Below are 16,420 nucleotides of genomic sequence, written 5' to 3' on the forward strand. Positions count from 1 at the left end.
GGTAAGGGGATTTTGTGTCTGCGACATTTCTGTTGTGCAAGAAATATGTACAATAAAATGAATTTTGTCGCTTTGCAAGCAAAATCCCACTAAACCCTATAGGTTGCGGATTTGAGGAAGGAGAAAAAAGACGGTATTGAGAAGGAGCACTATGAAAAGGTATTGGAGGTGTTCGGAGGCAATGTCACATCTACAGCAAAGTCAATGGGGATAAGCCGTTCTACGATGTACCGGAAGATGAAGAATCATGGCATAAAGCATATAAGAAAGTTAAAGTAGTGACGGATAAGTGTTTCAGAGATGATACTGTTGTTTCATTTTTGAAACACTTTTTCTGTAAGCTTCGCTGCGTAATAAGCTTCTAATCGCGATGTTATATACTGATAATCATATGGTTACTTAAATTCGTTATTATTTGAAACCATTCTCTGGCATGGATTTAGTACAAAACTAAGTGTGTACACGCATCATTTAGTGTTGAACCCTTTAATATTTATCGATATGAAGCATCAGATATTGACAGAAACAAAGTTCTTCAAACTCTTGGATGGTATGGACAATATAGACCCAACCCAATTGCAGGTAGAATACCACATCTTTATTGGTCGTGTGATAGACCTTAGCCGCCAGGCTCATGAGCAGCACGAGGCTATGCACTCTCTCGTATTTGCCGAAACCGAATTGCAGTATCATCCACTGTTGCATTTGGGTACTGAGCATATTCCCTGCATGTATGTGAAGAAAGCCTTGTCGTTTATCCGAAAGATGGTGCAGCATGCCAAGTCGGGGATATCCAATATGCTTTCCGCCCCAGTAGCTACGAATGCCATAGGCAAGGAAAAGTCAAATGAAGTCACCCCAATCCGTTGGACTGGCAAAGCTTCCGACCTTGTTGAACTCATTTATGGTATAGACGAACTGGGCTGTGTCAACGATGGCGAGATACCTTTGAAGGAAGTAGCCGCATATTTCTACAAGATGCTTGGAGTAAATGCAAAGGAGTGCTACCACATCTATGCGGATATGAAGATGCGCAAGAACGAAAGTAGGACTTACTTCCTTGACAGAATGCAGGAAAGAGTAAACCGAAGAATGGAGCAAGATGAAGAAAGAGAGAGGATGAGGAGATGAAATTCTGTTTACGATGACTCAGAAGAACGGCTCTATTTCTCTGTAGTCAGCACTGGACTATAAAACGTCGAATGGCGAAGTCGCGGAATGTGAAACCTTCGATGCCGTCATGGCAATGGCTGGACCTTACTTTTCTTACCCCATTACATCAAGATGGAATATTGGAAGCAAGCTATTGACCGGATATATCGTCTAACCAAAACTTTCTCTCTCAGGAGACAATGTCGTTCCCAAGAATTGTGGCGTCTGTTTCGGAAGTGGAATATCTTTCTCCTACAAAGCTAAGGAAAACTATTGCATCCGTTTCTTCCTTGATTACAATCTCCAGCCTTCTCACAGCAAAAAAACGGTGAATGGATGAATACACTTGCCGTAGGAACAACTTTCGGAGTTAATTTATAGATTTATTGGGGATAAACTGCTTATTTATGCCGACTCTGTACATATAAGCAAATTATATAGTGAAAAAGAATAAAAAGATTTGGTTTTGCCACAAATTTACTGTATTTTTGTGGCAAAACAATGAATGGATATGGCAGAGAAGAGTGCTTACAATGAAATAAAAAGGAAAGTAAAATCTTCCAAACGGGGAACGTTGTTCTTTCCAGACTTATTTGCCCATACAGCTTCATCTGACGCTGTAAGGTCTGCCTTGGTTCGTCTATGCAAAGGCAGAGACATCATACGGGTAGCCCAAGGAATCTATTGCTATCCAATAATTGACGAAAAATGTGAAAGTGGATTTATCACGCCATCTGTGGAAGAAATAGCAGAAGGTATTGCAAATCGTGACAAGGTAAGAATAGCCCCGACTGGTGCTTATGCCATGATTCTATTAGGATTATCCTCACAGATGCCATCAGATATTGTCTTTGTTACCGATGGTTCCTCCCGCAAGGTATCATTGGGTAAGGGCAAAAGCATTATGTTCAAGCATACCTCTGAAATGCGGACATTTGCCTATCGTTCAAGACTTATGTTACTTATCGTAATGGCGCTGAGAGAAATTGGTGAAAGAAACGTAACAGAACAACAGATGAATATCATCAAATGTCATTTGAAAAAAGTTCCAGCAAACGATTTCCAGAAGGACATCTTGTTGGCTCCCATCTGGGTTCGTAAAAAAATGCAGACACAATGAATTATCAAGATATAGAAAGAATAGCAGAATTAGAGGAAGGCAGCAACTTGGAGTTCAAGGAATCGACGGGACAGTTAGATCGCTCGATGGAAACGTTGTGTGCTTTTCTCAATGGTGATGGTGGCAATATACTTTATGGTGTCAAAGACAATGGCAAAATTATAGGTCAGGAGGTCTCCGACAGTACCAAACGTTCCATTGCAGAGGCAGTCAATAGAATTGAGCCTTTCGTGGAGTTGGAGATAGCGTATGTGCCTATTCCTGAAACCAATAAGTATGTGATATGCATTCATGCTGAATGTACACGATATATGCGTCCGTTCACCTACAAAGGAAGAGCGTATATGCGTATTGAAAGTACCACTACCTTCATGCCGCAAGAACGATATAACCATCTCTTAATGGAAAGAGGCGGCAAATATGGTTGGGAGGCAATGATCAACTCTGATTTGGAAATAAGCGACTTGGATGAGAATGCCATTCTCGGTGCTGTCCGTGAGGGAATACGAAACGGAAGACTTCCAGAAACAACCATTCGCGAGGAGATACCTGTAATCTTGAAAAAATTCGGTCTGCTCCATGTTGGGAAACTAAACAATGCTGCCGCAGTATTGTTTGGCAAGAATTTGTATGGCTATCCACAATGCCTTGTGCGTATGGCTCGTTTCAGAGGAACAACAAAAGAAGAGTTTATAGACAACCAACGTGCGGAAGGTAACATTTATGAATTGCTTGATGCCGCAATGGCATTTTTCTTTAAGCATCTCTCACTGTCTGGTAAGATAAATGGTCTTTATCGTGATGAAGAGTTGAGCATTCCGTACAAGGCTTTAAGAGAGAGCTGCATCAACTCACTTTGCCATCGCTCGTATCATCAACCGGGTAGTTCTGTAAGCATCGCTATCTACGATGATCGTGTTGAAATAAGAAATACAGGAACTTTTCCTGCCGACTTGCCTATAGAACGTCTTATGCAGGAACATGACTCCAAGCCACAGAATCCAATTATCGCCAACGTACTCTATAAGAGCAAGATATTGGAGAGTTGGGGACGTGGAATAGGTACAATGGTTGATGAATGCAAACGTGTAGGCTTGCCTGCTCCAGAATTCAATACTGATGGTAATTTTGTGTGGGTCGTGTTTAAGTATAATAGGAGCAGTGTGGTAAACCCCCAACAAGCTACCCAACAAGCTACCCAACAAGCTACCCAACAAGCTACAAAATTTGTTCAGGAGCTGATTTCTGTTGTAAATACCAATGAATATTCAGTAAAAGAAATCATGTCTCTCTTAAAATTGAAGGATAGGGTTAATTTCCTGAGAATTTATCTTACCCCTGCTTTGGAAGATGGTCTAATTTCAATGAAATACCCTAAAAATCCAAAGCATCCGGGACAAAAATATATGCTTACAGAAAAAGGCAAGGCATTATTAAAATAGAAAGACGACAAAGGCAGTGAAGATTTGTTCCACTGCCTTTGTCGTTTTTATTTCTGTATCAAGTGTTTCAAATTCTCGTCAGCAGCGATGCGCTCCAGTTCGTCCTTGACAATCTGCTTGACATCCTCCTTTATCTGATTGTAGTTGTCTTGAATAGCTTGCTTCATGCAGTCATTGCCATTGGCATCCTTGAAGTCGTTGATGATAGGGATTGGCTGATAATGGCTTTCCTCTCGCTTTACCTTGTCGGTGTCAACGACAATCTCGGCATGGAAGATCTTCTGCTCTATGCGTTCGGTGAAGTTGTCGGAAACAGAGCCGACAAACATACCTTGGGTGAGTCCGCTAATCTTGCTTGGCGGAATGAGACTGTCCATCTGGGTATTGATGGATGTAGAGACATCCTGACGGTTGATGGAAATAGACTGGCGCTTTTGGAGCACCTTGCCGAAACGCTCGGATAAAGTCTTGGCGGTTTCGCCAACGACTTGTCCGCTGAAGATATTACCAACGGTATTGATAACCACCTTAGCCTCCTTGTCTCCATAATCGCGAACCAACTGCGAGAAGTCCTGAAAACCCAGGCAGACGGCAACCTTGTTGCTTCGTGCCGTAGCAATCAGATTATCCAAGCCTTTGAAATAGATAGTCGGCAACTCGTCAATGATAACGGATGATTTGAGTTGTCCCTTCTTGTTGATGAGTTTCACGATGCGGCTGTTGTACAAACCGAGTGCTGCACCATAAATGTTCTGACGGTCGGGATTGTTGCCGACACATAGAATCTTCGGTTCTTCGGGATTGTTGATGTCGAGTGTAAACTCGCTTGCGGACATTACCCAGTAGAGTTGTGGTGAGATCATTCGTGACAACGGAATCTTTGCGCTGGCAATCTGACCCGCCAACTGCTCCATCGCTCCACCTTGCCAGGCATCCATGAACGGAGATAGGTAGTTCTCCAGTTCGGGATAGCTCGTCAGTATCGGAAAAACATCCTCGTATCTGCGATTGAGCAGTTCGATGGCATGGGGAAAGGTGCAATACTTTCCGTTCTTGTAGATGCGTAAGTACCAGATGATGGCTGCAAAGAGGATAATCGGACTCTCCACGAAGAAGTCGCCCTGCTTCTGAACCCACGTCTTGTTGAGATTGAGCATGATGGTGTATGCACTCTCATAGGCATCGGAAATGTCACTCATGAAATCCGGGTGAATCGGATTGCAGCGATGACTTCTGCTAGGATCATCAAAGTTGATGACATAGAACTGGGGCTTGACCTTATATCCATTCTGATGGTTCATCATGTGGTTGTAGGCAATCGTAGAAAGGTCGGGAAACTTGAAATCATAGATATACATTGAATACCCCTTCTCTATCTGCTGTTTGATGTAGTTGTTCACTACAGCAAAAGACTTGCCACTACCCGGTGTACCTAACACGATGGTGGCTCGGAACGGATTGACCACGTTGATCCATCCTCTCTGCCATTTTTTCTTGTAATAGAATCGTGTTGGCAGATTGACGGAATACTCGTTCTCCATGAGTTTGGTCTCCTGCATGAAGCTCTCGTTCTCATTATTGAAGACATCCTCCATGAGGTTGTGTTTCAAAAGTCTGCTCATCCAAAGTCCTCCCATCAACAGGCAGATATAACCCGCTGTCATTGTAAATATGTACAGCGTGGCATTGCCCAAATTAGATATAGGCAACAATAATATCCACCAGTTGAGGAAGAACAGACAGAAGCCTACGGCAAGAACCGTCCAAATCTTGCTCCAACTCATCTTCTCTGCCTTTACGCCCTTGGTTCCAAGACATGAGAGTGCCAAGAGTAAAAGCGAGAACAACTTTGTGTAGAGGATAGAATGAAACAAACCACCTGTACGGTTGAAGTTGATCAGGATTCTGTCAACCACCCCGATTGTCACTCCCCAAATGTGCATTGCCTCGTAGCAATACCAATATACATTCATAATTGCGAGTATGATACTCACAGCACGGAGAAAATCCATTATTTTTCCCAATGCTCTCAAATCGTCTTCTTGTGCCATTGTTTTTCTGTTTTGAAGTTATACCTTGATAATACGATTAAAGGTTTCTCCCTTTTCGTTTCTTTTTCTTTCTGCGTAACTCTCTATCGAATGCTGTTTCCTGTGCCTCGTTGGAAGAACCATTCCCTGCCATAAGTCCAAGACCGCTGCCGTACTCATCGAACAAGCCAGAACCTTGAAGTTCCTGCTCCAAGCCAGAGTCTTTTTCTTTTGGAATGGTAAGCGGTATTGGCTGCTCGTTCTCGTAAGGCAAGGTGAAGTGCTCCTGCATGGCATTGGCAGAAAGATTCGTTCCAAGCCTTGAACCATTGAACACGCTTTGGGTGCGGTGGTCAATGAATGTTGCTCCGTAGATACGGCCGTCAGCTGTATGGCGGAAAACAACATCAATGCCCTTTGCTTTCAGCAGTTCAACGAACTTATCCTTATGGTAAGTCTGCTTCAACACTGCCTCCACACTATGTTTGGTCATCTCGGAGAGTTTCTTGTCCTCCTTGAACTTCTTGGCTGAATAAGCGAACCGCTTTTCTATCGCCTCCACACCGACAGACTTATCTATCTTGGAAGCCTTGAAAGGATTTCCAACTTTGTTGCCCTGTCCGTCCGTGGCAGAATAGACGAAACCATAATACTCACGACCGCCAACTTCGCCTCTGACTTCCTCCAAGGATATATTATATAAGGAAAGAAGTGCACGGTATTCGCCTAAGGACTGGAACCTGTAGGTGGCGCAGAGTGATTTCACGGTGTTGGCAACCTGCTTCTTCACATTGCCTTGGCTTGCATCCACCTTACGAAGTGGATTGTCTGCCTGGCGTTGCTTGCGGTCTGCCTTGTGGAGATTGTACTTCTCCTCCAAGTCACGGGTGATAGCCTTGCTCCTATGGTAGTTGTATCGGCTATCCAAACACTTGCCGTTTTCATCCACTCGGATGGTCACGATGTGCATGTGATGACGGTCGATGTCCTCATGCTTGTAAACCATGTATGGCTGGTTGCCATATCCCATGCGCTCCAAGTATTCACGGGCAATATTCTCCATCTCCATATCCGTCAGCACATCATCAGGATGCGGATTCAGGGAGATATGCACGACAGGCTTTTCCGTTCTGATATGTGGAGAAAGGTATCGCTGGAAATCACGCAAGGCATTGGCGATGCTCGTCTTTCCCGAACAATCATCGAAGATTTTGTTTGTAGTCAAGAGTTTTCCTTCTTCCTTGTTAATCTTCTCACCATTGTATGCCAGTGCGCCATACAATGAACTTCCGAAACTTATCTTTGCGACCATCTTTCCTCAAACTTACGGGTTAGTTCAACAATCTCACGGGTAAGAGAGACCAGTTCCCTGGTGCAATTCTCCAGCTTATAGAGCAAAGCCATCGCCTTTTTCTCTGAGAAATGACAACGGAGTTCCTTGACAACCTGGTTGTAGTTGTTGCCAATCATTCGGTACTGCGAGTGAAAAGAGGAAAGCTTGGTGTAGTATTCCACCAGTGTCTTGTCCTCTCGCAACACCTTGAACGGCTCGCCGAAAATGCGTGCCTTGGCAAAGACGGCTTTCGCCTTCACGTCAGTCTGCTCATACATGACGAGGAATTTCATCCACTCGTCATCGTCGAACCGAAGCATCACATGGTGCGACTTCGGGTTCAGCTTGGGGATTCGTCCCCCTCGTTTTCTTTCTGTGTTCATATTAAAATGGATTAAGTGGTACTTGCGGCAATAATGGAATTACACAAACTATCGTCAGATTGGAACATGGGGAGCCCGACTTCGGAGAGGCTACCAACCCGGAAGGGCAAGGTCTTTGAGGTACCCTCGAACATCTGCTGCGCTCGGAAGAATGAAAAGGAACTTTTCTTCTTCACTCGCTGGCACGATGTTACGGAGAGTAACTCCAAAGGTTTTGAGTAACTCAAAACATACCTTGCTATGTCTTTGAGGACATAAAAATCCGCTTAGGATGGATTGAAGTTAGCCTTCGTAAGAAGCTGTCCCCATCCCGAATGGAAACGGTTCGGGAAATTCTGTCCTTTGCGGAGCATCAAGCCTTAGTTCTTCTCGGAACGATATGGATTCGCTATCCATCGCTTTGCCTTTCGAGTGCAAAATTACAGCAATAAAGTGTTGGAAATGAACGTTTTCGAGTGCCACGGACGACACTTCAGTGCCACGGACTGCCACTTGATTTGAAAACCATTGTTTTTCGGATTTTTCGTTGTTATTTTGCAGCGTGATTCAGATGAATCGGTGTTCATTGGGATGCTTAATTTACTGTATGGAAGACTATGCGGAGGAACATTTGGATGTTCGGAGAGACATGCAATAACAACCGCACAGAACCACTTGAATAATTCATAGGATGAACAAGTATTTGAATATTCATTTGAACACTTATGTGAACAACAATACGTTCAAACGCTTAAACGGAGAGGTGGACGTTCAGAACGGCAACCAACCCAACAAAACAATGTATAATAATCCAAATAGGCAAAAAAATGGAAAAGACAAAGTATGTGGCATTCTCCACCCAAAAAGGAGGCGCAGGAAAGACGACACTCACGGTACTCGTGGCAAGTTACCTGCATTATGTGAAGGGCTACAATGTGGCAATTATTGATTGCGACCACCCTCAGTACAGTATCAGCGGTATCCGTAGCCGTGATACGGAAGCAACCGTCAAGGACGCACATTACAAGAAGATGGCTTATGAGCAAATCAAGAAGTTGAACAAAAAGCCGTATCCTGTAACAAAAAGCAAGGCAGAGGATGCCTTGGAGGTTGCCGAGAAGATGAAGGCAAAGCACCCTACATTGGACTTCATCTTCTTTGATTTGCCAGGAACCGCAAACAACAACGATGTGATTTGCTTGGTTTCCAAGATGAATCATATCTTCACGCCGATTATAGCAGACCGTGTGGTATTGACAAGTTCCATCGGATATGCCAAGACTATCAATGAGGCGTTCATCACCATCGGAAGGGGCAACGTCAAGAGCATTCATTTTGTCTGGAACATGGTGGATGGTCGTGAAAAGACGGAACTGTATGATACCTACGAAAAGGTATTCGCAGAGCATGCACTTTCTGTATTGAAGACATTTTTGCCAGACAGCAAGCGTTTCCGCAAGGAGACTGCCAATGAGAGAAAAGCGGTATTTCGCTCTACAGTGTTTCCCGCAGACAAGAGCCTTGTAAGAGGAAGTAATCTTGACAAGTTGGTGGACGAAGTATTAACAATCATCAAAACATAAGTAACATGGCAAAAAAGACAAAAGCAGAGGAAGAGTATGCCGACCTTGTCATACAGTCCTTGGTTCAAGAAGACTACAGCGTTTCAAAGCCTGTTGAAAGTGCTGCTACATCCAATGAGTCGCAAGACATGGAAGACAAAGGTGATGCACAAGAAGCAGATGGCGCAAAAGTGGATAAAAAATCTACCTCCACAGAAAAGAATGTGGCGATAGCAACTCCACAAGTTCCACAAAATAGAAAGAACAAGACGAAGGATATTGCAGTAAACAAGGAATGCATTGTGAAACGTGACTATGAGGAATCCTTTATGCGAGAGTCGGGAATGACGGCACGCAAAGGAAAGCAAGTCTGCATCCGCAGTAACTTCCATGACCGCATCATGAAGTTGATACAAGTCATCGGCAAGAACGAGGTGACGATAGCCAGCTACATCGACAATGTGTTGGCATCTCATTTCGAGGACTATCAAGAGGATATTGCCGAGTCTTTCGGCAAGCATATCAAGACATTCACTAACATATAAAAATAAGAGACATGAAACAGACAAAGAAGAATTATGGTAAAAAGCCAACGACAACAGTAAGCAAGCAGTCCACTAATGGAAACAAGGGAAATGCACTCCGTAACAGATACACGGAGAAGTTCATACGTCCTACCGAGTTTCCTGCTCGTTCTGGAAGAATGACCTATATTCGCAAGGACTATCATCATATTATTGCGAATATGATACCTCTCATCAGTGATGGAACCGTGTCCATAGCAAGCTACATTGACCATGTTCTGACGGAACACTTCAAGCAATATGGCACAGTGATAGACGAGATGTATTTGGAAAAGCAGCGAACATCTACGAGCGTTAGTGCTTTTGTGGGCAAATAACCTATCGAAGTGTAAGCCTATGGAGAATGTTTTTATCATATTGCTGGTATTGTTCAACTTTTGGACAATATGGTTCTTTATGAGAGAGGAAAAGGAGCGATGTCTGCCGAAAGAGGGAAAAGGTGAAGAAACAAAACCACCGATAGACCCTTATGAGTTTGTTCCCAAGAGCCAGTATCAGTATAAGCCTCCCTTGAAAGAAAATAAGGACGAGGATAAGACAGAAAGCAATATGTCCGAGCCAGTGAAAGAGGAAGATGTAACTTTTGAGGAAACACAACAAGAGACAAAATCCTCTGCTCAGATTCCTGACGAAGACTTGGATGAAACTTTCAAGGATTGTCGAATAGAGGATGTACCGACAGAATATTCTGACGAGGACGAGGGTGATGTTCCACGAGCCAAGGGTAAATCCTTTGAGGACATAGACCTTGCTGTCCGCACGGTGAAAAAGCCAAAGGCATCCAAGGCAGAAATGGTACAGGCTGGAGAAGTGTTCAAAGATTTGGATGGAACGGAACTGTTCGCACGGATGATCAATGACGAGAAACTGTTTATGCAGATAGAGGCATCCATAAACATTGCCGTCCAAGCGATGAATGAAAAAGATACGGTGGAGGAAAACATCAGTTCCCGGTTGCCTAACAATTATGAGGACTTCAATATCCTCGATTTTGTGTAACATAAAAAAGTACAAGACAATGAAAAAGAAAGACTACGGCTAAAATCTCAGCTCGCCACTGAATCCACAAGTCGGCATCATGCCGCATGAGTAAATAAAAGTATCAACCGCCAGACGGGATCATCCAATCCCCAAGGCACAGACAAAAAACGATTTATGAACAAGAAAAACAGAATCATTCTTCTCGCTGCGATGATTTTCGCAGCCGTATCACAGACATTCGCGCAAGGCAACGGACTTGCAGGTATCAACGAAGCAACAAGTATGGTGACCTCCTACTTCGACCCAGGAACGAAACTCATCTACGCCATCGGTGCCGTGGTGGGTCTCATCGGAGGCATCAAGGTGTATGGCAAGTTCTCGTCTGGCGACCCCGACACGAGCAAGACTGCCGCAAGCTGGTTCGGAGCCTGCATCTTCCTAATCGTGAGTGCAACCATTCTCCGCTCGTTCTTCTTATAATATAATAAGGTATAAGACTTATGGCTGACTACCCAATCAACAAGGGCATCGGTCATTCGGTTGAGTTCATGGGACTGAAGGCACAGTACCTCTTCATTTTTGCAGGTGGACTGCTTGCCGTCTTCTTCCTCGTGGTCGTCCTCTATATGGCAGGTGCAGACCAACTGGTCTGCATCGGCTTGGGTCTCACGCTCGGATCATTGCTTGTATGGGGAACATTTCACCTGAACAACAAGTACGGAGAACATGGACTGATGAAGCTCCTTGCCTCCAAGAGCCACCCACGCTATATCCTCAACCGAAGGAAAACAAACCGAATGTTCAAACATAAAAAGAAAGAAGAATGAGAAATATCAGAAAATCAAGCACCCTTGAAAGCAAATTCCCATTGCTTGCCGTGGAGCAAGGCTGCATTATCTCCAAGGATGCCGACATCACGGTCGCCTACGAAGTGACGCTGCCGGAAATCTTCACGGTAACATCGCAGGAGTATGAGTCGGTACATGCCGCATGGTGCAAGGCTATCAAGGTGCTGCCCGACTACAGCATCGTACACAAGCAGGACTGGTTCGTGAAAGAGAATTATTCGCCGGACTTGCAGAATAGCGACATGAGCTTTCTGTCAAGAAGCTATGAGCGACACTTCAATGAGCGTCCTTACCTGCATCACCAGTGTTACCTGTTCCTTACCAAGACCTCCAAGGAGCGCATGGCACACCAGAGCAATTTTTCCACCTTGTGCCGTGGGCATATCATCCCCAAGGAAATAAAGGACAAGGAAACGGTCGCAAGATTCCTCGATGCCGTGGAGCAGTTCGCAAGAATCATCAACGACTCCGGCTATATCTCCTTACGCAGACTGACGGATGATGAAATCACAGGTACGGAACGGACAACCGGGCTTGTAGGTAAGTACCTCTTGCTTTCCACGGAGAACGTGCAATGTTTGGAGGACATGGAATTGTCTGCAAGTGGTATGCGTATCGGAAACAAACACCTATGCCTTCATACCTTGTCGCAAACGGAAGACCTTCCTACGGAAGTATCTACGGACAACCGCTTTGAGCGATTGTCAACTGACCGAAGTGACTGCCGTCTGTCCTTTGCCGCTCCAGTTGGCTTGCTGTTGTCCTGCAACCATATCTATAACCAGTATGTATTCATAGACAACAGTGACGAGACCTTGCAGAAGTTTGAGAAGACCGCCCGTAACATGCACTCGCTGTCAAGGTACAGCCGACAGAACGCCATCAACAAGGAATGGATTGACGAGTATTTGAACGAGGCTCACTCACAAGGCTTGCAGTCAGTCCGTGCCCATTTCAATGTCATGGCATGGGGCGAAGACTTGGAAGAGTTGAAGCACCTGCGCAATGATGTGGGCAGTCAGTTGGCAAGCATGGAATGTGTACCACGCCACAATACGGTGGATTGTCCGACACTCTTCTGGGCTGCGATACCCGGCAACGAGGGTGATTTCCCGTCAGAGGAAAGTTTCCACACCTTCATCGAGCAGTCCGTATGCCTCTTCACGGAGGAAACCAACTATATGGATTCTCCCTCACCTTTCGGCATCAAGATGGCAGACCGTATCAGTGGAAAGCCGCTGCACATTGACATCTCTGACCTGCCGATGAGGAAAGGCGTGACAACCAACCGCAACAAGTTCGTGCTCGGTCCTTCGGGAAGCGGAAAGTCGTTCTTCATGAACCACCTCGTCAGACAGTATTACGAGCAAGGCACGCATGTGGTCTTGGTCGATACGGGAAACTCCTACCAGGGACTCTGCGAGATGATCAACAGAAAGACAGGCGGAAAGGACGGTATCTACTATACCTATACGGATGAGAGTCCCATCTCATTTAATCCCTTTTTCACCGAGGATAAGGTATTTGACATCGAGAAGCGAGAGAGCATCAAGACATTGCTCCTGACACTTTGGAAGAAGGACAACGAGCCTGCCACACGAGCGGAAGAGGTAGCCTTGTCGAATGCCGTGTCGCTCTACATCGGTAAACTGAAAGAGGAAAGCGACATCGTGCCGTGCTTCAATACCTTCTATGAGTTTGTGGGAACGGAATACCGCAAGGTACTGGAAGAAAAGAAAGTCCGTGAGAAAGATTTTGATATAGACGGATTCCTCAACGTGCTGGAACCTTACTACAAGGGTGGCGAGTACGACTATCTGCTGAACTCAGACAAGGAACTTGACCTGCTGCACAAGCGGTTCATCGTTTTCGAGATAGATTCCATCAAGGATCACGCCATTTTGTTTCCCGTTACGACCATCATCATCATGGAGCTGTTCATTAACAAGATGCGCCGTCTGAAAGGCATCCGTAAGATGATAGTGATAGAAGAAGCATGGAAAGCGATAGCTTCGGCAAACATGGCGTCCTATATCAAGTATCTCTATAAGACGGTCAGAAAGTTCTTCGGTGAGGCGGTTGTGGTGACGCAGGAAGTCGAGGACATCATATCCTCCGCTATCGTGAAGGACAGTATCATCAACAACTCAGACTGCAAGATACTCCTTGACCAGAGGAAGTTCATGAACAAGTTCGAGCAGATACAGTCATTGCTCGGATTGACGGAAAAGGAGAAGTCGCAGATTCTCTCCATCAACCAGTCCAACGACCCCTCACGTATCTACAAGGAAGTATGGATAGGACTCGGAGGAACACAGTCGGCAGTATATGCCACAGAGGTGTCTACGCAGGAATATCTCGCCTATACGACTGAGGAAAGTGAGAAACTGGAGGTAAGGGCATTGGCGGAGAAACTCGGTGGCGACATGGAAGCCGCCATCCGGCAGCTTGCAGAGGACAAACAAGAGAACAAGTAAATTTATTATCCACTTAATCCAAAAGTAAAATGAGAACAAAAGTAATCATGACAATCTGCCTGTTCCTGCTGATGGCGGGAAAGGCAAGCGCACAGTGGTCTGTCATAGATCCTACCAACATTGCGCAGAGTATCATCAACTCGTCCAACAACATCGTCCACACGTCTTCGACGGCTCAGAACATGATCAACAACTTCAAGGAGACCGTGAAAATTTACGAGCAGGGCAAGAAGTACTACGATGCGCTGAAGTCGGTGAACAACCTCGTCAAGGACGCACGCAAGGTGCAGCAGACCATCCTCATGGTGGGTGACATCACAGACATCTACATCAACAACTACCAGAAGATGATGCACGATGACAATTTCTCCGTGGAGGAACTCTCCGCCATCGGCTTCGGCTACACCAAACTGCTGGAGGAAAGCAACGATGTGCTGACAGAACTGAAGAACGTGGTGAACATCACGACCCTTTCCATGACGGACAAGGAGCGAATGGACGTGGTGGAACGCTGCTACTCGAAGATGAAGCGTTACCGCAATCTCGTGAGCTATTATACCAACAAGAACATTTCCGTGAGTTATCTGCGTGCCAAGAAGAAAAACGACCTTGACCGCATCATGGGACTCTACGGCAAGTCAAACGAGAAATACTGGTAGCCTATGGATTTCGAGAATCTTCACCAGATACTGCGTTCCCTGTATGACGAGATGATGCCGCTGTGTTCCGACATGACGGACATCGCCAAGGGACTTGCAGGACTTGGGGCGCTGTTCTATGTCGCCCTGAGGGTTTGGCAGTCACTGTCAAGAGCAGAGCCGATAGACGTATTTCCGCTGCTCCGTCCATTTGCCATCGGACTTGCCATCATGTTCTTCCCGACCATCGTGCTCGGAACGCTCAACAGCGTGATGAGTCCCATCGTGCAAGGTACACATTCCATGCTGGAGACACAGACCTTCGACATGAATGAATACCGGGCGCAGAAAGACAAACTGGAGTATGAGGCGATGAAACGCAATCCGGAAACTGCATACCTTGTAAGCAACGAGGAGTTTGACAAGCAGCTTGACGAACTCGGCTGGTCACCCGGCGACGTGGTGACAATGGCGGGAATGTATGTGGAGCGTGGCATGTACAGCATGAAGAAGAGCATCCGTGATTTCTTCCGTGAACTGCTGGAACTGCTGTTCCAAGCCGCTGCACTGGTCATAGACGTGCTGAGGACATTCTTCCTCATCGTCCTGTCCATCCTCGGACCGCTTTGTTTCGCCATATCGGTATGGGATGGATTCCAGTCCACGCTGACGCAATGGTTCTGCAGGTACATACAGATTTATCTCTGGCTACCCGTTTCGGACTTGTTCAGTACCATCCTTGCCAAGATACAGGTGCTGATGCTGCAAAACGACATCGAGGCATTGCAGAACGACCCGAATTTTTCCATTGAGGCAAGCAACGGTGTTTACATCGTTTTCCTCATCATCGGAATCATCGGTTACTTCACCATACCGACCGTGGCAGGCTGGATCATACAGGCAGGTGGCGGCATCGGCAACTACAACCGGAACGTGAACACGGCAGGCTCACTGGGCGGAAGCATCGCAGGAGCAACGGCTGGAAATGTGGCAGGACGTGCCGGAAGGCTCATCAAGAGCGGATTTAAGAAAATATAGTCATTCATGAACAATACAACGAAAAGAAAAATGGAATTCAAGTCATTGAAGAATATCGAGACCTCGTTCAGGCAGATACGCCTGTTCTGCATCGTCCTCGTCATCGGTTGCGCTGTTGTTGCAATATGCTCGGTGGTGTTCGCATTCAGATTTGCGGAGAAGCAGCGCGAGAAGATATACGTCCTTGATGGAGGCAAGTCGCTGATGCTCGCCCTCTCGCAAGACCTCTCACAGAACAGACCTGCCGAGGCAAGGGAACACGTGAGACGCTTTCATGAGCTGTTCTTCACGCTATCACCGGAGAAGAGTGCTATCGAGCACAACGTGAAACGAGCCTTGCTGCTGGCTGACAAGAGCGCATACAACTATTACCAGGACTTTGCGGAGAAAGGTTTTTATAACCGACTTATTGCGGGAAACATCAACCAGTCGCTGCAAGTTGACAGCGTGGTCTGTAACTTTGATAACTACCCTTATCAAGCCAAGACCTACGCACGGCAGGTGATACTCCGAGAGAGCAATGTGACGGAGAGAAGTCTTGTCACCGTATGCAGGTTGGTAAACGCCACACGCTCCGACGATAACCCGAATGGTTTTACCATTGAAGGTTTCACCATTGTGGAGAACAGGGACATCAGTACAGTAGAACGATAAAAATAGCAAGAATGGAAAATCCGATTAAGACAATCCAAGAAAAGGTGAATGGTATGAAGGGAAGACTGCGTGACAGGCTGGATTCCCTTCCGCCAAGGGTGAGACTGAAAGTCGTGCTCGTCATGTTCGGCTTGTTTGCCCTCTGTAGCCTTTACATGATAGGTTCAGCCATCATCAACTTCGGAAACGGCAAGACCTC

18 protein-coding genes are annotated in these 16,420 nt (G+C 45.8%); 15 read left to right on the forward strand and 3 right to left on the reverse strand.

Features of this window, described 5'->3' with window-relative positions:
• Positions 1 to 111: 111 nt before the first annotated feature.
• From EXN75_RS15445 to EXN75_RS15460, 4 genes are all read left to right on the forward strand, one after another.
• A complete protein-coding gene (locus EXN75_RS15445) occupies positions 112 to 279 on the forward strand; it encodes a helix-turn-helix domain-containing protein (protein WP_134844494.1) in 168 nt (55 codons plus the stop codon).
• 222 nt (positions 280 to 501) lie between these two features.
• The gene (locus EXN75_RS15450) at positions 502 to 1,131 is read left to right on the forward strand and encodes an RteC domain-containing protein (RefSeq protein WP_134844495.1); all 630 of its coding nucleotides are present in this window, start codon (positions 502 to 504) and stop codon (positions 1,129 to 1,131) included.
• A gap of 532 nt (positions 1,132 to 1,663) precedes the next feature.
• Complete coding sequence (locus EXN75_RS15455; RefSeq protein WP_134844496.1) at positions 1,664 to 2,272, forward strand: DUF6088 family protein; 609 nt, start codon at positions 1,664 to 1,666, stop codon at positions 2,270 to 2,272.
• Complete coding sequence (locus tag EXN75_RS15460; RefSeq protein WP_134844497.1) at positions 2,269 to 3,714, forward strand: ATP-binding protein; 1,446 nt, start codon at positions 2,269 to 2,271, stop codon at positions 3,712 to 3,714. The genes EXN75_RS15455 and EXN75_RS15460 overlap by 4 nt, the downstream gene beginning before the upstream one ends.
• A 47-nt stretch (positions 3,715 to 3,761) precedes the next feature.
• Here the strand turns inward: EXN75_RS15460 and mobC are convergent, their stop codons facing one another.
• From mobC to mobA, 3 genes are read right to left on the reverse strand one after another with little or no spacing between them, the layout of a single operon-like run.
• Entirely contained in the window at positions 3,762 to 5,765 is a 2,004-nt protein-coding gene (gene mobC / locus EXN75_RS15465) for a conjugal transfer protein MobC (protein ID WP_134844498.1), read from the reverse strand.
• 37 nt (positions 5,766 to 5,802) lie between these two features.
• The gene (gene mobB / locus EXN75_RS15470) at positions 5,803 to 7,056 is read right to left on the reverse strand and encodes a conjugal transfer protein MobB (protein ID WP_134844499.1); all 1,254 of its coding nucleotides are present in this window, start codon (positions 7,054 to 7,056) and stop codon (positions 5,803 to 5,805) included.
• Positions 7,041 to 7,460 (reverse strand): conjugal transfer protein MobA, encoded by a 420-nt coding sequence (gene mobA / locus EXN75_RS15475; protein WP_032856281.1) that lies wholly within the window; start codon positions 7,458 to 7,460, stop codon positions 7,041 to 7,043. The genes mobB and mobA overlap by 16 nt, the downstream gene beginning before the upstream one ends.
• 806 nt (positions 7,461 to 8,266) lie before the next feature.
• Between mobA and EXN75_RS15480 the strand changes: the two genes are divergently transcribed.
• The 11 genes from EXN75_RS15480 to EXN75_RS15530 all read left to right on the forward strand — a co-directional run.
• A complete protein-coding gene (locus EXN75_RS15480) occupies positions 8,267 to 9,022 on the forward strand; it encodes a ParA family protein (protein ID WP_134844500.1) in 756 nt (251 codons plus the stop codon).
• Between the two features lie 5 nt (positions 9,023 to 9,027).
• Complete coding sequence (locus EXN75_RS15485; protein ID WP_134844501.1) at positions 9,028 to 9,546, forward strand: DUF3408 domain-containing protein; 519 nt, start codon at positions 9,028 to 9,030, stop codon at positions 9,544 to 9,546.
• 11 nt (positions 9,547 to 9,557) lie between these two features.
• Entirely contained in the window at positions 9,558 to 9,902 is a 345-nt protein-coding gene (locus EXN75_RS15490; protein WP_134844502.1) for a DUF3408 domain-containing protein, read from the forward strand.
• Between the two features lie 79 nt (positions 9,903 to 9,981).
• Positions 9,982 to 10,584 (forward strand): hypothetical protein, encoded by a 603-nt coding sequence (locus EXN75_RS15495; protein WP_134844503.1) that lies wholly within the window; start codon positions 9,982 to 9,984, stop codon positions 10,582 to 10,584.
• A gap of 156 nt (positions 10,585 to 10,740) precedes the next feature.
• Positions 10,741 to 11,046 carry a DUF4134 domain-containing protein gene (locus EXN75_RS15500; protein WP_072542313.1) on the forward strand — a complete coding sequence of 102 codons (306 nt, stop codon included), beginning with the start codon at positions 10,741 to 10,743 and terminating at the stop codon, positions 11,044 to 11,046.
• Between the two features lie 20 nt (positions 11,047 to 11,066).
• Positions 11,067 to 11,393 carry a DUF4133 domain-containing protein gene (locus EXN75_RS15505; RefSeq protein ID WP_134844504.1) on the forward strand — a complete coding sequence of 109 codons (327 nt, stop codon included), beginning with the start codon at positions 11,067 to 11,069 and terminating at the stop codon, positions 11,391 to 11,393.
• Entirely contained in the window at positions 11,390 to 13,891 is a 2,502-nt protein-coding gene (locus EXN75_RS15510; RefSeq protein ID WP_134844505.1) for a TraG family conjugative transposon ATPase, read from the forward strand. The genes EXN75_RS15505 and EXN75_RS15510 overlap by 4 nt, the downstream gene beginning before the upstream one ends.
• 29 nt (positions 13,892 to 13,920) lie before the next feature.
• The gene (locus EXN75_RS15515) at positions 13,921 to 14,550 is read left to right on the forward strand and encodes a DUF4141 domain-containing protein (protein WP_072546032.1); all 630 of its coding nucleotides are present in this window, start codon (positions 13,921 to 13,923) and stop codon (positions 14,548 to 14,550) included.
• Between the two features lie 3 nt (positions 14,551 to 14,553).
• Positions 14,554 to 15,567, forward strand: a complete 1,014-nt coding sequence (traJ, locus tag EXN75_RS15520; protein ID WP_068856391.1) for a conjugative transposon protein TraJ — start codon at positions 14,554 to 14,556, stop codon at positions 15,565 to 15,567.
• A 30-nt stretch (positions 15,568 to 15,597) separates the two neighbouring features.
• Positions 15,598 to 16,221, forward strand: coding sequence for a conjugative transposon protein TraK (gene traK / locus EXN75_RS15525; RefSeq protein ID WP_068856390.1), 624 nt, complete (start codon positions 15,598 to 15,600; stop codon positions 16,219 to 16,221).
• 11 nt (positions 16,222 to 16,232) lie between these two features.
• A partial coding sequence (locus EXN75_RS15530; RefSeq protein WP_134844506.1) for a TraL conjugative transposon family protein occupies positions 16,233 to 16,420 on the forward strand: 188 nt, incomplete at its 3' end.

Origin of the sequence: Segatella hominis (genome assembly GCF_004535825.1) — a bacterium.
Taxonomy (GTDB): domain Bacteria; phylum Bacteroidota; class Bacteroidia; order Bacteroidales; family Bacteroidaceae; genus Prevotella; species Prevotella hominis.

What these genes read in the sequence shown, in the direction of transcription:
- EXN75_RS15455 (WP_134844496.1), top strand. Translation starts at nt 1,664, where the DNA reads ATGGCAGAGAAGAGTGCTTACAATGAAATAAAAAGGAAAGTAAAATCT.
- EXN75_RS15480 (WP_134844500.1), top strand. Translation starts at nt 8,267, where the DNA reads ATGGAAAAGACAAAGTATGTGGCATTCTCCACCCAAAAAGGAGGCGCA.
- EXN75_RS15495 (WP_134844503.1), top strand. Translation starts at nt 9,982, where the DNA reads ATGAGAGAGGAAAAGGAGCGATGTCTGCCGAAAGAGGGAAAAGGTGAA.
- EXN75_RS15505 (WP_134844504.1), top strand. Translation starts at nt 11,067, where the DNA reads ATGGCTGACTACCCAATCAACAAGGGCATCGGTCATTCGGTTGAGTTC.
- EXN75_RS15460 (WP_134844497.1), top strand. Translation starts at nt 2,269, where the DNA reads ATGAATTATCAAGATATAGAAAGAATAGCAGAATTAGAGGAAGGCAGC.
- EXN75_RS15490 (WP_134844502.1), top strand. Translation starts at nt 9,558, where the DNA reads ATGAAACAGACAAAGAAGAATTATGGTAAAAAGCCAACGACAACAGTA.
- traK (WP_068856390.1), top strand. Translation starts at nt 15,598, where the DNA reads ATGGAATTCAAGTCATTGAAGAATATCGAGACCTCGTTCAGGCAGATA.
- EXN75_RS15515 (WP_072546032.1), top strand. Translation starts at nt 13,921, where the DNA reads ATGAGAACAAAAGTAATCATGACAATCTGCCTGTTCCTGCTGATGGCG.
- EXN75_RS15450 (WP_134844495.1), top strand. Translation starts at nt 502, where the DNA reads ATGAAGCATCAGATATTGACAGAAACAAAGTTCTTCAAACTCTTGGAT.
- traJ (WP_068856391.1), top strand. Translation starts at nt 14,554, where the DNA reads ATGGATTTCGAGAATCTTCACCAGATACTGCGTTCCCTGTATGACGAG.
- mobC (WP_134844498.1), bottom strand. Translation starts at nt 5,765, where the DNA reads ATGGCACAAGAAGACGATTTGAGAGCATTGGGAAAAATAATGGATTTT.
- EXN75_RS15500 (WP_072542313.1), top strand. Translation starts at nt 10,741, where the DNA reads ATGAACAAGAAAAACAGAATCATTCTTCTCGCTGCGATGATTTTCGCA.
- mobA (WP_032856281.1), bottom strand. Translation starts at nt 7,460, where the DNA reads ATGAACACAGAAAGAAAACGAGGGGGACGAATCCCCAAGCTGAACCCG.
- EXN75_RS15485 (WP_134844501.1), top strand. Translation starts at nt 9,028, where the DNA reads ATGGCAAAAAAGACAAAAGCAGAGGAAGAGTATGCCGACCTTGTCATA.
- EXN75_RS15510 (WP_134844505.1), top strand. Translation starts at nt 11,390, where the DNA reads ATGAGAAATATCAGAAAATCAAGCACCCTTGAAAGCAAATTCCCATTG.
- mobB (WP_134844499.1), bottom strand. Translation starts at nt 7,056, where the DNA reads ATGGTCGCAAAGATAAGTTTCGGAAGTTCATTGTATGGCGCACTGGCA.